This is a genomic window from Dactylosporangium roseum (assembly GCF_025264685.1).
GTDB classification, from domain to species: Bacteria; Actinomycetota; Actinomycetes; order Mycobacteriales; family Micromonosporaceae; genus Dactylosporangium; species Dactylosporangium roseum.
On sequence record NZ_CP073721.1, the window covers coordinates 669,505 to 689,433 of the forward strand.

25 protein-coding genes and 1 pseudogene are annotated in these 19,929 nt (G+C 72.3%); 19 read left to right on the top strand and 7 right to left on the bottom strand.

Annotation, left to right across the window (positions count from 1 at the left end; translation table 11 throughout):
* Positions 1–7: 7 nt before the first annotated feature.
* On the top strand, positions 8–784 hold the full coding sequence (gene pstB / locus Drose_RS02990; protein ID WP_260726629.1) for a phosphate ABC transporter ATP-binding protein PstB: 777 nt from the start codon (positions 8–10) through the stop codon (positions 782–784).
* A gap of 157 nt (positions 785–941) precedes the next feature.
* Here the strand turns inward: pstB and Drose_RS02995 are convergent, their stop codons facing one another.
* On the bottom strand, positions 942–1,706 hold the full coding sequence (locus Drose_RS02995) for an NUDIX hydrolase (protein WP_260726630.1): 765 nt from the start codon (positions 1,704–1,706) through the stop codon (positions 942–944).
* A gap of 9 nt (positions 1,707–1,715) precedes the next feature.
* Entirely contained in the window at positions 1,716–2,168 is a 453-nt protein-coding gene (locus Drose_RS03000) for a hypothetical protein (RefSeq protein WP_260726631.1), read from the bottom strand.
* Between the two features lie 196 nt (positions 2,169–2,364).
* Between Drose_RS03000 and Drose_RS03005 the strand changes: the two genes are divergently transcribed.
* The 3 genes from Drose_RS03005 (at position 2,365) to Drose_RS03015 (ending at position 5,095) form a co-directional block, all read left to right on the top strand.
* Positions 2,365–2,655: a hypothetical protein gene (locus Drose_RS03005; protein ID WP_260726632.1), complete on the top strand. Its 291-nt coding sequence runs from the start codon at positions 2,365–2,367 to the stop codon at positions 2,653–2,655.
* Positions 2,656–2,777: 122 nt separating this feature from the next.
* On the top strand, positions 2,778–3,104 hold the full coding sequence (locus Drose_RS03010) for a hypothetical protein (protein ID WP_260726633.1): 327 nt from the start codon (positions 2,778–2,780) through the stop codon (positions 3,102–3,104).
* Positions 3,105–3,112: 8 nt separating this feature from the next.
* Entirely contained in the window at positions 3,113–5,095 is a 1,983-nt protein-coding gene (locus Drose_RS03015) for a M91 family zinc metallopeptidase (RefSeq protein ID WP_260726634.1), read from the top strand.
* Positions 5,096–5,205: 110 nt separating this feature from the next.
* On the opposite strand, the gene Drose_RS03020 is transcribed toward Drose_RS03015, so the two are convergent.
* Entirely contained in the window at positions 5,206–5,580 is a 375-nt protein-coding gene (locus tag Drose_RS03020; RefSeq protein WP_260726635.1) for a DsrE family protein, read from the bottom strand.
* A gap of 12 nt (positions 5,581–5,592) precedes the next feature.
* Between Drose_RS03020 and mtfM the strand changes: the two genes are divergently transcribed.
* The 13 genes and pseudogenes from mtfM to Drose_RS03080 all read left to right on the top strand — a co-directional run bounded on the left by mtfM (position 5,593) and on the right by Drose_RS03080 (position 13,974).
* Complete coding sequence (mtfM, locus tag Drose_RS38710; protein WP_033363477.1) at positions 5,593–5,697, top strand: small membrane protein MtfM; 105 nt, start codon at positions 5,593–5,595, stop codon at positions 5,695–5,697.
* Positions 5,694–6,287, top strand: coding sequence for an FABP family protein (locus Drose_RS03025; RefSeq protein WP_260726636.1), 594 nt, complete (start codon positions 5,694–5,696; stop codon positions 6,285–6,287). Before mtfM ends, Drose_RS03025 begins: the two co-directional genes overlap by 4 nt.
* Before the next feature lie 88 nt (positions 6,288–6,375).
* Positions 6,376–6,798, top strand: coding sequence for a Fur family transcriptional regulator (locus Drose_RS03030; protein WP_260726637.1), 423 nt, complete (start codon positions 6,376–6,378; stop codon positions 6,796–6,798).
* Positions 6,792–7,856 carry a CAF17-like 4Fe-4S cluster assembly/insertion protein YgfZ gene (ygfZ, locus tag Drose_RS03035; protein WP_260726638.1) on the top strand — a complete coding sequence of 355 codons (1,065 nt, stop codon included), beginning with the start codon at positions 6,792–6,794 and terminating at the stop codon, positions 7,854–7,856. Before Drose_RS03030 ends, ygfZ begins: the two co-directional genes overlap by 7 nt.
* 32 nt (positions 7,857–7,888) lie before the next feature.
* Positions 7,889–8,722 (top strand): BKACE family enzyme, encoded by an 834-nt coding sequence (locus Drose_RS03040; RefSeq protein WP_260726639.1) that lies wholly within the window; start codon positions 7,889–7,891, stop codon positions 8,720–8,722.
* Complete coding sequence (locus Drose_RS03045; protein ID WP_390891315.1) at positions 8,694–9,668, top strand: asparaginase; 975 nt, start codon at positions 8,694–8,696, stop codon at positions 9,666–9,668. The genes Drose_RS03040 and Drose_RS03045 overlap by 29 nt, the downstream gene beginning before the upstream one ends.
* An 83-nt stretch (positions 9,669–9,751) precedes the next feature.
* Positions 9,752–10,156: pseudogene (locus tag Drose_RS03050) on the top strand (helix-turn-helix domain-containing protein); the annotation flags it as partial.
* 53 nt (positions 10,157–10,209) lie between these two features.
* A complete protein-coding gene (locus Drose_RS03055; RefSeq protein ID WP_260729982.1) occupies positions 10,210–10,734 on the top strand; it encodes a hypothetical protein in 525 nt (174 codons plus the stop codon).
* A 70-nt stretch (positions 10,735–10,804) separates the two neighbouring features.
* On the top strand, positions 10,805–11,131 hold the full coding sequence (locus tag Drose_RS03060; protein WP_260726642.1) for a DUF2516 family protein: 327 nt from the start codon (positions 10,805–10,807) through the stop codon (positions 11,129–11,131).
* Positions 11,132–11,136: 5 nt separating this feature from the next.
* Positions 11,137–12,024: an alpha/beta fold hydrolase gene (locus Drose_RS03065; RefSeq protein WP_260726643.1), complete on the top strand. Its 888-nt coding sequence runs from the start codon at positions 11,137–11,139 to the stop codon at positions 12,022–12,024.
* 104 nt (positions 12,025–12,128) lie between these two features.
* Positions 12,129–12,701, top strand: coding sequence for an RNA polymerase sigma factor (locus Drose_RS03070; RefSeq protein ID WP_260726644.1), 573 nt, complete (start codon positions 12,129–12,131; stop codon positions 12,699–12,701).
* Complete coding sequence (locus Drose_RS03075; RefSeq protein ID WP_260726645.1) at positions 12,698–13,129, top strand: hypothetical protein; 432 nt, start codon at positions 12,698–12,700, stop codon at positions 13,127–13,129. Before Drose_RS03070 ends, Drose_RS03075 begins: the two co-directional genes overlap by 4 nt.
* A 107-nt stretch (positions 13,130–13,236) precedes the next feature.
* Positions 13,237–13,974 (top strand): alanyl-tRNA editing protein, encoded by a 738-nt coding sequence (locus Drose_RS03080; RefSeq protein ID WP_260726646.1) that lies wholly within the window; start codon positions 13,237–13,239, stop codon positions 13,972–13,974.
* Between the two features lie 141 nt (positions 13,975–14,115).
* Here Drose_RS03080 and Drose_RS03085 read toward each other — a convergent pair whose 3' ends face one another.
* Positions 14,116–15,153, bottom strand: coding sequence for a UDP-N-acetylmuramate dehydrogenase (locus tag Drose_RS03085; protein ID WP_260726647.1), 1,038 nt, complete (start codon positions 15,151–15,153; stop codon positions 14,116–14,118).
* 61 nt (positions 15,154–15,214) lie between these two features.
* Here Drose_RS03085 and Drose_RS03090 point away from each other — a divergent pair, with 61 nt between their 5' ends.
* A complete protein-coding gene (locus tag Drose_RS03090; RefSeq protein WP_260726648.1) occupies positions 15,215–15,973 on the top strand; it encodes a maleylpyruvate isomerase family mycothiol-dependent enzyme in 759 nt (252 codons plus the stop codon).
* 57 nt (positions 15,974–16,030) lie between these two features.
* Here Drose_RS03090 and Drose_RS03095 read toward each other — a convergent pair whose 3' ends face one another.
* From Drose_RS03095 to Drose_RS03105, 3 genes are read right to left on the bottom strand one after another with little or no spacing between them, the layout of a single operon-like run.
* Positions 16,031–16,831: an EI24 domain-containing protein gene (locus Drose_RS03095; RefSeq protein WP_390891316.1), complete on the bottom strand. Its 801-nt coding sequence runs from the start codon at positions 16,829–16,831 to the stop codon at positions 16,031–16,033.
* Positions 16,832–16,840: 9 nt separating this feature from the next.
* Entirely contained in the window at positions 16,841–17,632 is a 792-nt protein-coding gene (locus Drose_RS03100; protein ID WP_260726649.1) for a methyltransferase domain-containing protein, read from the bottom strand.
* Positions 17,632–18,405 carry an SDR family oxidoreductase gene (locus Drose_RS03105; RefSeq protein WP_260726650.1) on the bottom strand — a complete coding sequence of 258 codons (774 nt, stop codon included), beginning with the start codon at positions 18,403–18,405 and terminating at the stop codon, positions 17,632–17,634. Before Drose_RS03105 ends, Drose_RS03100 begins: the two co-directional genes overlap by 1 nt.
* 135 nt (positions 18,406–18,540) lie before the next feature.
* Between Drose_RS03105 and mshA the strand changes: the two genes are divergently transcribed.
* Entirely contained in the window at positions 18,541–19,854 is a 1,314-nt protein-coding gene (gene mshA / locus Drose_RS03110; RefSeq protein WP_260726651.1) for a D-inositol-3-phosphate glycosyltransferase, read from the top strand.
* Positions 19,855–19,929: the final 75 nt, after the last annotated feature.

Genomic DNA, 19,929 nt, shown 5'->3' on the forward strand with positions numbered 1-19,929 from the left:
AGCCCCCATGGCCAAACGGATCGAAGCCCACGGCGTCACGTCGTACTACGGCTCGTTCAAAGCGATCGACGGCGTCTCGATGACGATCGAGCCCAAGTCGGTCACCGCGCTGATCGGCCCGTCCGGTTGCGGCAAGTCAACCTTCCTGCGGTCGATCAACCGGATGCACGAGGTCCTGCCCAAGGCGCGGATCGAGGGCCGGCTCCTCATCGACGGGCAGAACGTCTACGACCGCGACGTCGACGTCACGGCCGTGCGTCGCATGATCGGTATGGTCTTCCAGCGGCCCAACCCGTTTCCGACCATGTCCATCTTCGAAAACGTCGTCGCCGGCCTGCGGCTCAACGGCGTGAAGAAGAGGTCGGTGCTCGAAGAGGTCGCCGAGAAGTCGCTGCGCAGCGCCAACCTGTGGAACGAGGTCAAGGACCGGCTGGGCCGCCCGGGCGCCGGTCTGTCCGGCGGCCAGCAGCAGCGCCTGTGCATCGCCCGGACCATCGCGGTCGAGCCGCAGGTCGTGCTGATGGACGAGCCCTGCTCGGCGCTCGACCCGATCTCGACGCTCGCGATCGAGGATCTGATCACCGAGCTGAAGCACCAGTACACGATCGTGATCGTCACGCACAACATGCAGCAGGCGGCCCGTGTCTCGGACCGCACCGGGTTCTTCTCGATCGACAAGGCGGGTGACCCGGGCCGGCTCATCGAATACGACGACACCGCGAAGATCTTCACCAACCCGTCGGTGAAGAAGACCGAGGACTACATCACCGGCCGCTTCGGCTAGCGCTGCCGCCTCCTCCTCCACCACCACCCGCCGCTTGGTGCGCGTTGATCTTGCAGTTGTGGTGCCGAGACACTCCCTGAATGCCCGGTTTATCAGGCACCACAACTGCAAGATCAACGAAGGTGGACGGTCGACCGGGCGGACGTCGGGCCGGGGGTCAGGAGGTGGGGCGGATGGCGTCGGCCGGGTCCCGGGTCGACGCCGCCGTCAGGGCCGCCTCGATGCCGCCCGCCTCGGCGAGCTCGGTCAGCGTGAAGACGGTCGGCGGCAGCATCGTGTAGCGGCCGTCCGTCGCCTCGGCCGGCGCGCACCAGACCGTCGCGTCGGCCTCCCCGCCCACGTCGCGGGTGAGCTGCCCCTCGGGCAGCACGGCGAGGAAGAAGTACGTGTCGAAGCGCCGGGGCTCGAACTCCGGCGTGACCCACCGCGACCACGGCACCAGCAGGTCGCTGCGCAGCACGAGCCCGCGCCGGCTGAGGAGCTCGGCGAACCCGAGTTCCCGCGCGATCAGCGCGACCCGCGCCTCCTCCCACTCCGGCCCGCTCACGTCGCCGACGACGGCACCGGCCGACGGCCCGGCCAGCAGCACGCCGGACTCCTCGAAGACCTCCCGTACCGCCGCGCACACGACGGACCGGGCCACCGGCTCCTCCAGGCGCAGGCGCCGGCCCCACTCCGCCGGTGCCGGGCCGGCCCAGCCGGGCTGCACGGCGGCGTCCCGCGGATCCACGCCGCCGCCGGGGAAGACGTACATCGACGCGGCGAACGCCATCGTCGCCACGCGCCGGATCAGGTAGGCCTCGAACGGCTCCCGCAGGAGCACGACCGTGCTGGCGAGGCGGGGCTCAGCCGGTACACCACCCTCTGCCGCGAACTGAAGAGCACGCTTCGCAAGGTCGGGCGGCAACCGGTACTCCATCATGAGCACACGTTAAGGCAGACCCTCCGGCGTGGCCTCGTGGCCCGGCGCGCCGTGGGTGCGGCGCCGCTCCTTCATCTCGGCCTCGTGGAGGTGACGGCGGCCCTGGACCAGCTCGTCGCGGGCGTCCTTGTCGATCTGCCGGAAGAGCGTCCAGTAGTCGTCGTCGAAGTCCTCGACCAACTGAAACGTCCAGCGGCCCGCGATCACGTTCCGGCCGATCAGCTCGGTCGAGATGCGGTCGGCGAGCGCCGTGTGGCCGGCGTCCTTCAGGATCTCCACGGCCTCGTCGAGCATCAGATCGGCATGGCCGATAAGCTGGTGCAGGTCGTAGAGCCGCCCGCGGGCGCGTTCGACGCACTCCAGGGCCTCGCTGAGTTTGCCCAGGCCCTCCACCGTGCGGTCGGCGACGCCTTCGGGTCGGCGGTGGCGGACGTCCGGGCGATCGGTTTCTGCTGCTTCCACGGCTGATCGGTACCCCGCAGATCATGGACCCAATCGCTAGGCTAACCGCGTTCGTTGGGGCATCCGTCCACCGGCTCCATCGCGAGCAGGTTCGCCGACGACCTCCGCCTGTTGCCGGACGCGGAGCTCGCCGCGGTCGCCGACGTTCGCGCACCTGTTCCTCGGCGCCCCGACCGAGATTCAGGCGTGGGCCCGCATGAGCCCCGGCGGTGTTGACGAGAACACCGGGCTGCTCTCCGGCTACGCGTCGGGCGCCCGCGCGGCGCTGACCTGCTCGCTGATCGGCGACAGCGCCCGCCGGGCGACGATCACCGGCACCGCGGGTCGCATCGAGGTGCCGCGTGACTTCTTCTGCCCGGCGCAGTTCACGCTCTGGCACGGCGAGCGGCCGGAGCGCGTCGAGATGCCGTTCGAGGGCTGGGCTACCACTTCGAGGCCGCCGAGGTGCAACGCTGCCTGCGTGAAGGGCTCATCGAGAGCCCGCTGATCCCGCTGTCCGAAACGTTGGAGATTCTTCGTGTTCTGGATGTTGTACGGATAAAGGTCGGTCTTGACTACCCGGCCTGATCGGGGCACACGCCATGTCCCGGCGCGGCTACCCTGCGCCGTATGGCGAGGGAGATCCGGGCCGATCCCGACGCGCTGATCGAGTTGGCGGCCGTGAGTCTCGAGGCCGCCGATCGTGTCGGCGAGGCGTACCGTGACGACTTCCGGCACCTGCCGGTCGCGGAGGCGGCCTTCGGTGACCTGCCCACGGCGGCCGACGCGTGCCGCACCGCCGACGGGCTGCTGGCCTTCGCGCACGACGCGATCGCCGGGCTGGCAGCGGTCCTGGAGGGTGACGCCGACCGGCTGCTGCGGACCGCGTTCGCGTACCGTGCGGCCGACCGGGCGGCGGACGTCCGGGTCGGCGGCTCCCGTGGGGCGGGCCTCTGATGGCCCCGGTGATCGAGTCCGTCGACGACCTGTGGGACCTCCGCGCGGAGCCGGCGGCACTGGCCGCCGCGGCGGTGACCTGGCGGGCGGTCGCCGACGACGCCCGCACCGCCCGCGACCGGCTCGACCGGGCCGCGGGCCCGCTGGCCTGGGCCGGCGACGCCGCCGAGAGCTATCGCTGGCACCGCGGCCGGCTCGGCGGCGACCTCGACCGGCTCGCCGGCGTCGCCGGGGAGACGGCGGCCGCGTTCGACGGGCTCGCCGCGCTGCTGCGGCACGGCCAGGCCCAGCTCGCCGACGCCTGGTCCCGGATCCCGGTCCCGCACGCCCGCCAGGGCGGCGCGGTGCTGCTGGAGCAGTCCGACGGCGGCCGGGCGGCGGTCGCGGAGGCCGCCGCCATCCGTGCCGACGTCGACCACGGCCTGTGCCGCGGCATGTCGGCGCTGGCGCGCTGCCGGCAGGACTGGGCGCTGATCGCCCGCGACTGGACGCGGGTCGCGACCGGCGTGGTCGAGGGCTGGCTGCCGCCGGCCGACCGCGGCGGTCTCGACGCCACCGTGGCGGGCGGGCGGTTCGTGGTGAGCACCGGTCCCGGCGACAACACCGTCGAGATCCGCGGTGACACCGTGACCGTCGACGGGGCGACGCTGCGCGTGCCGGACGGCGCACGGCTGATCGTCCGGACCGGTGCGGGCAACGACACGGTCCGCGTGGTGGACGGCACCGGCGACGTGACGGCCCTCGCCGGCGCCGGTGACGACGTGCTGCTCGGCGGCGCCGGTGCCGACGTGCTGCTCGGCGGGGCCGGCCTCGACACCGTGCTGGCCGGCCCCGGCGACGACCGGGTCAGCCTCGGCCCGGCCGGCACCGGTTCCGCCGGCGCCGGTCCGGAGCGCGCCTACCTCGGCGCGGGCCGCGACCGGCTGTGGGGCAGCACCGGTGCCGAGCAGGCCGACGGCGGTGCCGGCGACGACCTGCTCTTCGGCGGCGCCGGCGACGACGACCTCTCCGGCGGCACCGGCGGGGACACGCTGAGCGGCGGCCCGGACTTCGACCACCTCACCGGCAACGACGGGGACGACGCCGTCTTCGGCGGCGGCGAACGGGACTACACCGACGGCGGTGCCGGTGACGACCTGGTCGACGGCGGTACGGGCGACGACACCCTCTACGGCCTCTCCGGCGCCGACACCCTGCGCGGCGGCGACGGCGACGACTACCTCGAGGGCGGCACGGGCGACGACGTGCTCTTCGGCGGCGCCGGCGACGACGTCCTGTCCGGCGGTCGCGGCGGCGACCTCCTGGCCGGCGGCGCGGGCGACGACACCCTGAACTCCGGCGGGGGCGCCGACACGGTCGACGGCGGCGCCGGCGACGACCGGCTCTTCGGCCGGCCCGAGGACACCGTCACCGGCGTCGAACGGTTCACCGGCGTGCGGATCAGGGACGACCTGGGCGGCTTCATCACCGTCGAGGGCAATGCCGAGTTCGTCGACCGGGTCCGGTCGGATCTCGACCTGCTGCGCGCGTCGCCGACCGGCCAGCAGATGCTCGCCGGACTCGAGGAGGGGCACCGGGGGAACGGCGGCGACGGCCTCACCATCGGCCGGACCTTCGACGACAACGGGTACGCGCGACCGAACGGGTCCGGCTATCAGCATCCGTCGATCGACTACAACCCCGCCTACGACCGGCTGCGGGCCGGCACGCCGCCGGTCGTGGTCCTGTTCCACGAGATGGCCCACGTCTACGACATGGGCCACGGCACGGCCGACCGCCGGCTCTACAACGGCGCCGACGGGCGTGACGTCATGCCGGACGGCAAGCCGGTGAGCAACGCCGAGCGCCAGGCGGTCGGCCTGCCCATCGACCACGACGGCGACCCAGCCACGCCGAACCGCATCGACCCGGCCCATCCGCTGCGGTACACCGAAAACGGCCTGCGCGCCGAACTCGGCCTGGACCCCCGCGACCACTACGGCCACCCGTAGCACACCCCCACCCCCCCTCGTGCGTCGATCTTGCAGTTGTGGTGCCGAGACACTCCCTGAATGACCGGTTTGTCAGGCACCACAACTGCAAGATCGACGCACGAGGGGGGCTAGTAGACGAGCGCTTGGGCGTCGTCCTGGAGGGCCTCCTCGACGAACGTGGCCGCGCCGGCGATCCGGATCCCCGGGATCACGTCGTCGGGGCCGATGCCCCGGCGCACGGCACACTGTGTGCAGAGTGTCACAGTGCCACCGGCCAGGATCGCCTCCAGCAGGTCGGCCAGTGGCGCCGCGTGGTCGAGCTCGAAGGTGGCGGCCCGGCCGGGCAGCGCGAACCACGCCGACTCGCCGGTCAGCCACAATGACGTGGCCACACCACCGGCGACGGCGGTCGCGGCCACGGTGAAGGCCTGGGAACAGCGCTCGGGGGCGTCCGTCCCGGCGGTTGCCTTGACGACGAGAGAACGTGCCATGCCTCGCAGCATAGGATCGGGGGGATGGTTACGGAGATCGGGTTCGTGAGCCTGCTGGTCGCCGGGATGGGCGCGCTGGCGGGCGGCCTGATCTACCTTGCGGTTCGGGTGTCGAGGGGGCGTTGGTGACTGACGTGCAGCCGCCGCCGTGGGCCGGTCTGGCCCCGGTCGGTGAATACCCGTATGAGGAGACGCACGACCTGCGGACGGGGCCCGACCTGCACCCGGCGCTCCTGGGGATGCTGCCGCTGGTCGGCGTGTGGCGCGGCCGCGGCCAGGGTGACTACCCGACGATCGAGGGCGACGGCTTCCACTACGGGCAGGAGGTCCGGTTCAGCCATGACGGGCGGCCGTTCCTGTCCTACGAGTCGCGGTCGTGGGTGATCGACGCCGACGGCAACCCGATCCGCCCCGCCAACCGTGAGACCGGCTGGTGGCGGCCGGTGCTCGTCGACGGCAAGCCGACGGACGAGATCGAGGTCCTGCTCGGCCAGCCGACCGGGATCATGGAGCTGTACATCGGCCAAGCCAAGGGCACGACCCAGTGGCAGATGGCCACCGACGCGGTCGTGCGCACGGCCACGGCCAAGGAGGTGCGGGCCGCCAAGCGGATCTACGGCATCGTCGAGGGTGCGCTGCTCTACGCGATCGACCTCGCCGCCATGGGCCAGCCCCTGCAACCCCATCTGTCAGCCCGCCTGGAGCGAGTAGCGGGCTGACCAGCGCCTGTCCCAGATCCGCACCAGCGAACGTTTGGACTCCGCCTCGCCTCGACCTCCGATGAGAAACAGGCGCTAGCCTTGTCCCGTGGAACTGGCGGAGGTGCTCCGGGCGCGGGGGCTGCGGTTGACCGCCCCGCGCCAGTTCGTGCTGGAGGCGGTCTACCGGTTGCGGCACGCGACGCCCGACCAGATCCATGCCGACGTCGCCGAGCGGGCCGCCGGGGTCAACATCACCACCGTGTATCGCACGCTCGAGCTCCTCGAGGATCTCGAGCTGATCACTCACGCGCACCTCTCGCACGGGGCGCCCACGTACCATCCGGTCGGCGACCTCGCGCACGCCCATCTCGTGTGCCGCGGCTGCGGCGCGGTCGAAGAGCTGCCGGAGCGGGCGCTCGTCGGGCTGGTCGGCGAGCTGCGCGAGACCCGCGGCTTCCGGCTCGACATCGGGCACGTCGCCCTGTTCGGGCTCTGTGGCAGTTGCACACCCGAAGGAGAACCATGCTGAGCGCAGTCCCAGTCGCCGCTCTCGACCCCGACGACCCCGACGCCGGCGCGGTCGCGCACTACGGCGACCCCGGCCGGGAGCAGCGCATCCTCGACACGGAGGTGGGTCTCGTCGACCGGTCGCACCGCGACGTGCTCGTGGTCCCCGGCGAGGACCGCCTGACCTGGTTGCACAGCCTCACCACGCAGCACCTGACGGACCTGGGCCCGATGACCGGCTCCGAGCTGCTCGTCCTGTCTCCGCACGGGCACGTCGAACACCACGCGATGGTCACCGACGACGGCACCACGACGTGGCTCGACCTGGAGCCGGGCGCGGGTGGCGGGCTGCTCGACTTCCTCAACCGCATGCGCTTCCTCATGCGGGTCGAGCCGGCCGAGGTGACCGCCGACTGGGCGCTGCTGTCGGTGGTGGGCCCGCAGACCGACGAGGCGCTCGTCACGCTCGGTGCCGGCCCGCTGCCGGCGCCCGACGTGGTGCCGGTGCCCCCGGCGAAGTTCGCCACCGGCAGCCTGCCGGGCCGGCCCACGATCCGCTACTCGGCGGCGGCGCTGCCGGACTTCGGCGGCTGGGCGCGCCGGATGGCCGGCAGCGCCGACCTGCTGGTCCCGCGGGCCGCCGTGCCGGACCTGCTCGCCGCCGGCGGGCTGCCGCTCGCGGGCATCTGGGCGTATGAGGCGCTGCGGGTCGCCGCCCGCCGCCCCCGGTTCGGCTTCGAGACCGATCACCGCACGCTGCCGGCCGAGGTGGGCTGGACCGCCGCCGCGGTGCACCTGGAGAAGGGCTGCTACCGCGGCCAGGAGACGGTCGCCCGGGTGCATCATCTCGGCCGTCCGCCGCGCAAGCTCGTACTGCTCCATCTCGACGGCATCACGACCGACGAGCTCCCGGCCCGGCACACGCCGGTCGAGGCCGGCGACCGGGCGGCCGGGTTCGTCGGCACCGCCGTCCGGCACCACGAGCTTGGCATGGTCGCCCTCGCGGTGGTGAAGCAGAACGTCACCCCGGACACCGCGCTGCGGGTGGGACCCTCGACGGCGGCCGTCGACCCGGCGTAGACCTGGGCAGACATGGCAGGATCAACGCCGTGATGACAACGACGTTGATCACGGTGGCTCCCACCGGTGCGGAATCCCGCAAATCCGACGTGCCCGCTCTGCCGGTGACCCTGGCGGAGCTGGTCGCGACCGCCCGCGAGTGTGAAGCGGTGGGGGCGAGCGTGATCCACGTCCACCTCCGTGACGACACGGCCGAGCCCACGCTCGACCTGGGCCGGCTCAAGGAGGCCGTCGCCGCGCTGCGCGCCGAGACCGGCCTGATCGTCCAGCTCTCCAGCGGTGGCGCGGTCACCGATCCCGAGGAGGACCGGCTCCGCGTGCTCGACGCCGAGCCGGACATGGCCTCGTGCACGATGGGCACCGTCAACTTCGGCGACGACGTCTTCCTCAACCGCTGGGGATTCATCGTCGACCTGCACACCCGCATGCAGGAGCGGGCGATCGTCCCCGAGTACGAGATCTTCGACCTTGGCCAGCTCACCGCCCTCCAGCGGCTGCTCGACCGGCACGGCCTGCCCTACGGCGGGCACGTCCACCTCGACCTGGTGATGGGCGTCCCCGGCGGGATGCCCGGCACGGTGCCGGCCGTTTCCGCGTGCCTGCAGGCGATGCGCGACCTGCCGGAGGGCACCACGTTCTCGGCCACCGGCATCGGCCGCAGCACCCTGCCGGTCCTGCTCACCTCGCTGGCCGCGGGCGGTCACCTGCGTGTCGGCATGGAGGACACGATCACCTACGCGAAGGGCCAGCCCGTCGAGAGCAACGCCCAGCTCGTCGCCCGCGCGGCCGGTTTCGCCCGCCTCGCCCAGCGCCCGCCGATGCCGGTCGCCGCCGCCCGTGAGCTGCTGGGTATTCGCCGTGGCTGACGTCTACCTGGGTGGCGAGCCGCTCGCCGAGGTGGTCCGCAGCGGGTTCGTGGAGAGCCGGCACAACGGCTCGGTCGCGGTGCTCGGCGCCGACGGCGAGGTCGCGGCCTGGGGCGGCGACGTGATCGGCACGGTCTTCCCCCGCTCGGCCAGCAAGCCCCTCCAGGCCGTCGGCATGCTGCGCGCCGGACTCCGCGCGGGGCCCGCGGACCTCGCCGTGGTCGCCGCGAGTCACCGTGGTCAGCCGTTCCATTTGGCGGCTGTACTGCGGGTGCTGGGCGAGGCCGGTATCCCGACCGGCGCGCTCGGGTGCCCGCCCGACTACCCGCTGTCCGAGGACGCCCGCGACGAGCTCATCCGAGCCGGCCACGGCCGGGAGGCGCTGTTCATGAACTGCTCGGGCAAGCACGCCGGCATGCTGCGCACCGCGGCGGCGAACGGCTGGCCGCTCGAGTCCTACCTCGACCCGGACCACCCGCTCCAGCAGCGGATCACGGCCGCGGTCGAGGACCTCTCCGCGGAGTCGATCCGCGCCGTGGGTGTGGATGGCTGCGGCGCGCCCCTGCTGGCGCTGTCCCTGCGCGGGCTCGCCGGCGCCCTCCGGCGGCTGGTCGAGGCGCCGGAGGGCAGTCACGAGCGGGCGGTGGCCGACGCGATGCGGGCACATCCGGAGCTCGTCTCCGGCGACGACGCCGGCGGGGACGACACGCAGCTCATGCGCGCCGTGCCGGGCCTGCTGGCCAAGAGCGGCGCCGAGGGTGTGGTGGCCGCGGCGCTGCCCGGGGTCGGCGCCGTGGCGCTGAAGATCGACGACGGTGCGATGCGGGCCCGCCTCCCGGTCCTCGCCGCCGCGTTCGAGCGGCTGGGTGTTTCTGTCGGTGACCTGGCGGAAGTTCCGGTGAACGGCGGCGGACGGCGAGTGGGTGTGGTTCGCTCGGTGTGGTGAGACCTGGCCTCGTGACCGGGTTCACGCTAGCCGGAGCTAGCACTTTGCTTGCAACAGTTAGCATTCGGGGATACCGTCAAAATGTGACCGAAGACGAGCCGCGCGACCTGGGTGCGTTCATCCGTGATCTGCGCCGCAACGCGCGCATCTCGCTCCGCCAGCTCGCCGAGCAGGCGGGGGTCAGCAACCCATATCTCAGCCAGATCGAGCGTGGCCTGCGCAAACCCAGCGCCGAGGTGCTCGCCCAGTTGGCCGGTGCGCTGCGGGTGTCGACCCCGTTGATGTACCTGCGGGCCGGGCTCCTCGAGCGTGAGGGGCACGACGTCCTGGCTGCGATCGCTGCCGACAGTGACCTGACGGTCGCGCAGAAGCAGTCCCTCACGCAGATCTACGAGACGTTCCGCCGGGAGAACGCGCGAAGCGCGGCGGAGGCACCAGCGGCGCCGGACGAAACCGAGGCCTCGGGGGCGGGGCCCAAGCCGGTCACCGGTGCTCCGGATCCCGACTAGCTCCACCGAACGCTTCCCGAGAAGGAGTCGTCATGCCCACGAACATCACCACCAAGACCACCACGCGCAAGATCCCGACCCCGCTCTACGCCGCTGCCGGCGCCGGTGACCTCGCTTACGAGCAGCTCCGCAAGCTGCCCACCACCGTGGCCCAGATCCGCGCCCGGGTCGGCGAGCTGCGCCCGGTCGTGACCGAGGCGGTCTCCTCCGACCTCGACCGGCTGCGGGTCGTCGCCCGCCGCAACGCCACAAACCTGCTGTCCAACGCGCAGGCCGGCGCCCAGGTCGCCCAGCACCGCGCCTTCGAGGTCTACACCGACCTGGTCGCCCGCGGCGAGAAGGTGGTCAGCACCGCCCGCGGCGCCGAAGCGAAGATCGAGATCGAGCCGGCCGAGAAGACGGTGACCGCCGAGGTCAAGGCCACCGAGACCCCGGCCCGCACCGCCGCCACCACGCCGGCCCACACGACCGCCACCACCACGCCGGCCCGCACCACCACCACCACCACCACGCCGGCCAAGAAGACCACGGCCAAGAAGACCGCCGCCAAGAAGTAACGCGGAGTTTCTCGGCAGCCCTCCGGCACCGTCTCGCACGGGCCGGGGGGCTTCGGCATAAGCTCAGAGGATGGTGAGTGCGGTGCCGATCTTCTACGCCTCGATTGAGCATTACATCTCGGTCGTGGTCTGGCTCTTCTGCCTCGTGCTCGGTGCGGCGTCCTTCCTGCACTGCGTGGTGCAGCGGGCAGACGCGTTCCCGGCGATCGGCACGATGTCCAAGGGTGTCTGGCTGGCCCTGATCGGCGGTGGTCTGCTGCTCACCGCGCTGTCACCCGGCATCGGCCTGGGCTTTCTGGGCATCTTCCCGCTGGTCGCGGCGGGCATCTTCGCGGTGTATCTCCTGGACATCCGTCCGACCCTGCGTGATGCCGTCGACGGTCACGGCTCCTGGTAGGCGGCATGGACTTTCGCTGGCCACCCCCGCCCGACGGACGGCCCGACCGCTTCCGTCCGCCCGTCACCCGGGGACCGCAGACCGGCCGTCCCACCCTTCCCGCGCCACCGACGGAGCAGATCGCCACGCCGCACGGCGTCGAGCTGGAGTGGCTGATCACCGGCGACGGTGAGCCGGTGACCGTCTTCGCGCACGGCCTCGGCAGCGGCATCGCCGAGACCCGCCCGCTCGGCAGCGCCGTCGGCGGCCGGAAGGTCTTCTTCCACTTCCGCGGCCACGGCCACTCGGCGGCCCCCGGCGGCACGTGGGCCTACGCCGACCTGGCGCGCGACCTGCGCGCCGTGGCCGATCTGTCCGGCGCCACCCGGGCGCTGGGCGTCAGCATGGGCGCCGGGGCGCTGTGCCGCCTGCTGGCCGACAACCCGGGCCGCTTCGACCGAGCGGTGTTCTTCCTGCCCGCGGTGCTCGACACGCCGCGACCGGCGGCCACGCAGGAGCGCCTGTCCGCCCTCCTGGAGTCGATCGAGGCCGGCGACGCGGCGGCCGTCGCCGACGTGATCTCCCAGGAGGTCCCGTCGCAGATGCGCAACACTCCGGCGGTCTGGGCCTTCCTCCGCCAGCGCCTCGACCAGCTCATGCGCGACGGGCTGGCCTCCGGGCTGATGTCGTTGCCCGAGCAGTCCGCGATCGACGACCGCGAGACCCTGTCCGCGGTGACGGCGCGGTGCCTGGTCATCGCCTGCCGCGGCGACGACCTCCACCCTGCCGCGGTGGCCGAGCGACTGGCGGAGTCCCTGCCCGACGCCGAGCTGTACGTCTACGACCGCCCGGGCATCGTCTGGACCCAGCGCACCGACCTGCGGTCGCGCATTTCCACGTTTCTCAACTCCTGACCCGGACGGTGCGTATCACCGAGGCGGCGAAGCGGTTCCATCCCGCATGAACCGTCTGAGCACCCGATGGTGTGAACCTACCCAGAGCAAGCATGATGGAGACCATGCGTGACGACTCGGCGGTCGTGGCTCTGGTCCTGGCGGCCAGAGGCGGCGACCAGGTTGCCTGGGAGCAGCTCGTCGCACGGTATGCGCCACTCGTCTGGGGCATCTGCCGGCGGCACGGGCTGCAAGGCATGGACGTCGACGACGTCGGCGCCTCGGTGTGGCTGCGCCTGGTGGAGCGGCTCGACACCATCCGCGAGCCCGCCGCGCTGCCCGGCTGGATCGTCACCACCACCCGCAACGAGTGCTTGCGCGCGATCCGGGTCAGGCAGCGCGCCGTGCCGGTCGAGCCCGACGAGCAACTGCCCGACGGGAAGCCGCCGTTCGACGACTGGCTCCTGGCGCAGGAGCGCGGGATCGCCCTCCGCGCCGCGTTCGCCGTCCTGCCCGAGCGCTGCCGACGGCTGCTGTCGCTGCTCTTCGCGGACCCGCCCACGCCGTACACGGAGGTCAGCGAGCGCATGGGCATCGCGGTCGGCGCCATCGGGCCCAACCGGCAGCGCTGCCTCGACCGGCTCCGCCGCGACCCGTCGCTCGCCCCGCTGCTCGACGGAACCGAGGTGGCACGATGAACGACGACGAGCAGCTCTTGCGGGAGCTCGGCGCGGCAGTACGGGACGCCGCCCGCGTGCCGGACTCGTTCCTCGCGGCGGGCCGGGCCGCGTTCGCGTGGCGCAACGTCGACGCCGAGCTGGCCTCGCTGACGCTCGACGCCGAGCCGGCCGCCACCCGCGCGGAGCCGGCGTCCCTGTGGGCGTTCACGTTCGCCGCCCGGGAGATCGCCATCGAGGTGGAGGTGGCCGAGGACGCCCTCCTCGGCCAGATCGTGCCGCCTCGGCCGGGCCGGGTCGAGCTGCGCACCGGCGACGGGACCACCCGGGCCACGGAGGTCGACGAGGTCGGCTGGTTCGCGTTCCGTCCCCTGCCGACCGGGATGTTCCGGTTGTACTTCCAGACGCCGGACGGCTCGCAGGTCCTGACCGAATGGGTGAGCCTGTGAGCGCATCAGCGCCGCCCGGCGCGCCTCTTACAAGTATGGAAAAGCAGCTCCTCCGCTGGGCCGGCCCGACCCGGCGCTGAGGCGGCCCGGGTCTAGAGTCGCCAGGTATGGGTGTCACGCATCACGGCCGCACGTACCGTCTCGACCTCGCCGACCCGACCCTTCGTGAGTGGACGTGCACGGTCTTGTCCTCGGACGCCGAGGCGGGCATCGTGCTGGACCGGTCGGCGTTCTATCCCGGTGGCGGCGGCCAGCCACCGGACCACGGCGTCCTGCTCTGGCAGGGCGTGCAGACCCGGATCGTCGGCACGCGCAAGGCCGACGACCTGTACCTCCTGCCGGCCGAGGGCGACCCGATCCCGCCCGCCGGCACCGAGGTCGTCGGCGCGGTCGAGGACGACCGGCGGACCAAGCTCATGCGCACCCACTCCGGCCTGCACGTTCTGGGCGGGGTGGTCTTCCGCGACTTCAGTGCTTTGGTCACCGGCGGTTCGATGGAGCCGGCCGAGGCGCGGATGGACTTCAACCTCCCCGAGGTGCCTCCGGACTTCAAGGCGCGGCTCGAAGAGCTGGTCAACGCCGAGGTGGTCGCCGACCGCAAGGTGGTGACGAAGGTCCTGCCCCGCGACGAGGCATTGGCGCTGCCCGACATCATCCGGACCCAGTCGAACCTGATCCCCGCTGACGAGCAGGAGATCCGGATCGTCGACATCGTGGGCCTGGACGCACAGGCGGACGGCGGCACCCACGTGGCGTCGACGTCCCAGATCGGCCGCCTCCAGGTGGTCAAGGTCGAGAGCAAGGGCAAGGCCAACCGCCGGGTAAGAGTCCGCCTGGTCGACTGACCACCCGGGCGGCACAGCGGCGGAACGCGCGCCGGCCGGCGCGCCTTGGCGGCGAAACCTTCGAGCTGCGCGCCCGAATTGTCGGTCTTATGGACAATGCTCCAGGGTCATGAAACGGTGACCCAGCTCGGAGGCCGTTGTCTAGAGCGCGCAGTTGACGAGCACCGGTTCGGGGTGGAGGACCACGCCGAACCAGGACTCGACGCCCTCGCGGATCTCGCGCGCCAGGTCGAGCAGCGCCGCCGTCGAGCCGGTGCCGCGGTTCGTCAGCGCGAGCGTGTGCTTGCCGCTCAGCGCTACACCCGAACCCTCCCGGCCGTAGCCCTTGTGGAAACCTGCCCGCTCGATCAACCAGGCCGCGCTCAGTTTCACCGTGCCGGTGCCGCCCGGCCAGGACGGTGGCTCGCCGAACTGCGCCGCCGCCACCCGGACCCGCTCGAAATCGTCCGGCGACACCACCGGATTGGTGAAGAACGAGCCTACCGAATACGTGTCGCGGTCCGCGGGATCGAGGACCATGCCCTTTCCGGCGCGCAGCTTCAGTACCGCATCCCGCACCGCCTCCAAGGGTGCCGTCGCACCCGGCTCGACGCCCAGGGTGCGGGCCAGCTCGGCGTAGCGGATGGGCGTCGACAGCGGCGACGCGCGGAGACGGAACGACACCGAGAGCACCACGAACCGGTCGTTGTGTTTGAAGACGCTGGTGCGGTACGCGAAGCCGCAGTCATCCGCCGGCACGGAGACGACCTCGTCGCGCTGCCGGTCGAACACCCGGACCCGCGTGATCGTCTCGGCCACCTCCTGCCCGTAGGCGCCGACGTTCTGGATCGGTGTCGCGCCGGCCGAGCCGGGGATGCCGGACAACGACTCGATGCCCGACCACCCGTTGGCCACGGCGGTCTCGACGACCTCGTCCCAAGGGTGCCCGGCGGCAACCGTCAGGGTCACCGCGCCACCGTCGTCGTGAACGTCGATCCCACGCTGGCGCAGCAGCACGACGGTGCCGGGGAACCCCTCGTCGGCGACGACGACATTGCTGCCACCCGCGAGGATCAGCACCGGATCGACCGACCGCACGGCGGCGAGTGTCTGCTCCTCGTTGGTCACCTCGACGAGGTGTCGGGCAGCGCCGCCGAGGCGGAGCGTCGTGAACGCGGCAAGCGTGACGGGTTCGGACACCGCACCAGAGTAAGCGGTGCCCTAAGGTTGGGGTGCGGCGTCGGGTCGGGGAGGGAAGGCGATGAGCAAGCCTCAGCTCACGAAGGACTTCTGGTTGGCGTCGCTGCGCACGGAGGGTGACGCGTTCCGTGCGGCCCTCGGCAGCGGCACGCCCCTCGACGCGCCGGTGCCGAGCTGCCCGGGGTGGCGCCTGGGTGATCTGGCGTGGCACGTGAGTCAGGTGTATTCATGGGTGAGCGGCCACGTCGGCCGGGGTGTCACGGAGCGGCCGGGGGGCCGGCCGGACGGGCCGCTGCCCGCCGGCGTCGACCCGGTCGTCGCGTGGACCGACGCGTTCACCGAGCTCGTCGCGACCCTCGACGCCGCCGAGCCGGACCTCCCGGCGTGGAACTGGGCGCCCCAGGCGAAAAAGGCCGCCTTCTGGCACCGGCGGATGGCGCACGAGACGTCGATCCACCGGTGGGACGCGCAGATGGCCGGAGGGCTCAGCGAGCCGATCGATCCGAAGCTCGCTGGTGACGGCGTCACCGAGGTCCTCGACACCTGGCTGCCCGCCGGGCGCCGGAGTGGCCCCACCGACCGGGCCGGCATGGTCGCGCTCCACGCCACCGACGTCGACCAGGTGTGGTACGTGCGGCTGCGCGGAGCCGGCGTCGCACTGCTGGACACCGACACGCTGCTGGACACCGACGACCACCACGAGCGCGCGACGGCCAGCGGGCCGGCGAGTGACCTGGTGCTGGCGCTGTTCGGCCGGGTGCCGTTCGACGCGCTGCTGGTGAGCGGCGACATGACCCTGCTCAGGTGCCTGCTGATCTGATCTGATCCGTTCGGCGACCCGCCGTAGCTGCTCGCGTCGACTCCCTGCCGTGTGATGTCACGGCACGACAGTGTCGGGCGCGTGCCGCTGCTCCTCCGTCGACAGGCCGAGGACACGGCGGGTCAGCAGTGTGCTGCCGGCGACCGCGGCCGGGACGACGACGATCGCGGCCAGCGGGATGAGCAGCAGCAGGAACACCGGGATGCCGAAGCCGAGCGCCAGCGGCCGGTGCGCCCGCAGCAACTGCCGGCGGTCCTTGAGCCGCAGGCCGCGCCGGTTGAACGGGATGCCGGTCAGCTCGACGGCGATGAGCCAGCCGCCGATGATCGCGTTGAGCACCGGTACCACCGTCTGGCCGACGACCGGCACGAAGCCCAGCAGGAACAGCGGGACGGCGAACGCGACGCCGAGCAGGATGAGCCGGATGGAGTCGGCGAGGTTCTTGAAGAAGGTGCGGTACCACGGCAGGTCGGTCTCGCCGGGTGTCCCGCCGAGATCGGCCTCGATCCGCTCCGAGATGACCTCGTAGAACGGGTCGCCGATGAGCAGCGTGAGGGCGGTGTAGGAGACGATCGACAGCAGGACGCCGACGGCGAGGATGCCGGCCCCGGCCCCGAACCGGACGACTCCGCGCCACGTCGACGACCAGTCGTCGGCGAACCAGGTGACGGCCGCGGCGAGGTCGTCGATGAACAGGATGAGGAAGAACCAGGCGACGCCGAGCAGCACCAGCGAGATGACGGCCGGGATCATGCCCAGGAGGAGCAGCCCGGGACTCCGCCCGTACCGCGCGAAGCCCCGTCCCAGCAGCCGGAACCCGGCGAAGAACTCGTCCCACGTCGACCTCGTCTGACCCACGGGCCCAGGTTACGGGGCCACGGCGGCGTAGCGGACGGTCAGCTCACCCAGACGCCAGCGGGCCGGTCGGTCCAGCACCGGCCAGCCGGCGGCCTTCGCCGACTCCACCGTCCGCCGCCAGCGCTGCCGCGGGCCGAACGTCGACAGCGGGGCCGCGTCCCGCCAGGCGTTGTCCAGTGTGGACAGGAAGGCGTGGACGGGCTCGCCCGGCACGTTGTGGTGGATCAGCGACTTCGGCAGCCGCTCGGCCAGCGTCGCCGGGGTGTCCAGCGTGGACAGCCGCGCCGCCAGCGTCAGTGTCCGCGGGCCCTCCGGGGACACCGTCACCCAGCTCGCGATCCGGCCCAGCTCGTCGCATGTGCCCTCGACCAGGGTCGCGCCGGTCGCGGTCATCGCCGCCCACGCATCGTCCACCTCGGATTCGTCGTACTGGCGCAGCACGTTGAACGCCCGCACGAGCGTGGGCCGCAGGCCCGCCAGCTCGAAGCCGCCCCGGCGGAACTCCAGCTCCGGCGGGTCCGCGAACGGCTGGGCGGACGCGACCCGGTCGGGGTCGATCTCCAGGCCGATCACCCGGACGCCGAGCCGGGCGTGGAGCTCGACCGCGGTCACCGGGGAGGCGCCGTATCCCAGGTCGACGACGAGCGGGTCCGGTGCCCGGCGGAGCAGCCCGCCGAGCGTCGCGCGCATCCAGTTGTCGACCCGTCGCAGCCGGTTGGGATTCGTGGTCCCCCGGGTGATCGAGCCGTGAAACGCCGAGCCGGCCGACGCCTTCGGCGCGTGACCCGGCCCGGCCTTCATCAGAGGACCCTGTGGACCTTGTGCTGGGCGGCCTGGGCCAGCGGACGGACCACGAGCCGGTCGATGTTCACGTGGTGCGGCCGGGTGGCGGTCCACACGACGCAGTCCGCGATGTCCTCCGCGACCAGGGGAAACTCGACTCCTGCGTACACCGCTGCGGCCTTCTCGGCGTCCCCGCCGAAGCGTTTGACGGAGAATTCATCCGTTTTGACCATACCTGGAGCGATCTCCACGACCCGGACCGGCCGGCCGCTGAGCTCCAGCCGCAGCGTCTCGGCGACGGCCGTCTGCGCGTGCTTGGCGGCCGCGTAACCTCCGCCGCCCTCGTACACGATCAGGCCCGCCGTCGAGCTCAGCACCACGATCGTGGCCCGGCCGGACCGCTCCAGCAGTGGCAGCAGCGCCTTGGTGACGCGGACCGTGCCGAGCACGTTGACGTCGAACATCCACTGCCAGTCGCTCAGGTCGGCCGACTCGACCGGGTCCGCGCCCAGCGCGCCGCCGGCGTTGTTGACCAGCAGCTCGACCGATCCGTCGAGCCCGGCCACCACCTCCGACAAACGGGATACATCGGCGTCGGACGTGACGTCCGCGACCACCGCGGTCGCCGAGGACAGCGCCGCCACCAGCGACTCCAGCAGGTCGGCCCGGCGTGCGACCGCGACCACGTGGAAGCCCGCGGCGTCCAGCCGGCGGGCGGTCGCCGCGCCGATACCGCTGGAGGCGCCGGTCACCACGGCGATGCGTGAGGTCGCGGCGTGAGAAGAAGACATAGCGCAATCCTGCATGATGCGGGACCTCGGCACACGGCAGTGACCAACGCAACGGTGGGTATTCGGCCGCCCACGGGGGAACATGGATGGTTGGGAAGATGTGACGTACCGGCAACAGACAAAAGGAGCACCGACGTGGCGCGGGTCGACTCGCTGCACAGCCACACCCCGCAGTCCCGCCGTTCCCTCCCCAGGCGTGTTGCCACGCTCTCCGTCCACACCTCACCCCTGGACCAGCCGGGCACCGGCGACGCCGGCGGCATGAACGTGTACATCGTCGAGGTCGCCGAGCGACTCGCCCGCGCCGGCGTCGAGGTGGAGATCTTCACCCGGGCCACGAACAGCGACCTCCCTCCGGTGGTCGAGATGGCGCCGGGCGTTCTCGTGCGGCATGTCATCGCCGGCCCGTTCGAGGGGCTCGCCAAGGAGGACCTGCCGGCCCAGCTCTGCGCGTTCACCAGCGGCGTCCTGCGGGCCGAGGCCGCGCGTCCCCTCGGCTGGTACGACCTGGTGCACTCCCACTACTGGCTGTCCGGCCAGGTCGGCTGGCTCGCCAAGGACCGCTGGGGCGTCCCGCTGGTGCACACCGCGCACACCCTGGCCAAGGTGAAGAACCAGCTCCTCGCCGACGGCGACAAGCCCGAGCCGATCGCCCGCGTGATCGGCGAGGAGCAGGTGGTCGCCGCCGCCGACGGGCTCGTCGCCAACACCCCGGCCGAAGCCGCCGACCTCATCGCGCTCTACGGCGCGGACCCGAAGCGCGTCAGCGTCGTGCCGCCCGGCGTCGACCTCGACACGTTCGCGCGCCGGCCCCTGCGGCGGCACGCGGCGCGGCAGCGGTTCGGCCTGCCCGACGACGCGCACGTGGTCGCCTTCGTCGGCCGGATTCAGCCGCTCAAGGCGCCCGACGTGCTGCTGCGCGCCGCCGCCGAGCTGCGCGAGCGGGACCCGCGCCTGGCCCGCAAGCTTGTCGTCGTGGTGTGCGGCGGCCCCAGCGGCTCGGGTCTCGACCGCCCCACCGCGCTCATGGACCTCGCCCGAGACCTCGGCATCGCCGACTGCGTGCGGTTCGTCGAGCCGCAGCCGCGGGAGGCCCTCGCCGATCTGTTCCAGGCCGTCGACCTGGTCGCGGTGCCCAGCTTCAACGAGTCGTTCGGCCTCGTCGCGATCGAGGCGCAGGCCTGCGGTACGCCGGTCGTCGCGGCGGCCGTCGGTGGCCTGGTCACCGCGGTCCGTGACGGCGTCTCCGGTGTTCTCGTCGACACGCACGATCCGGGGGACTGGGCCACGGTCCTCGGCGGCCTGCTGGCCGAGCCGGCCCGCCGGGCGGCACTCGCGATGGGTGCGGTCCGGCACGCCGCGGAGTTCTCTTGGAGCCACACGGCGTGCGGACTGCTCGCGGCCTACCGCGAGGCCCTCGACGCGCACAGGGAGGTCATGGCGGCATGAGCGGTCCGGAGCGTAGCGGAGGGGCCGCTCATCATGGGCACAGTGTGGAGCTCGGGCGGCCGGAGCGGAGCGGAG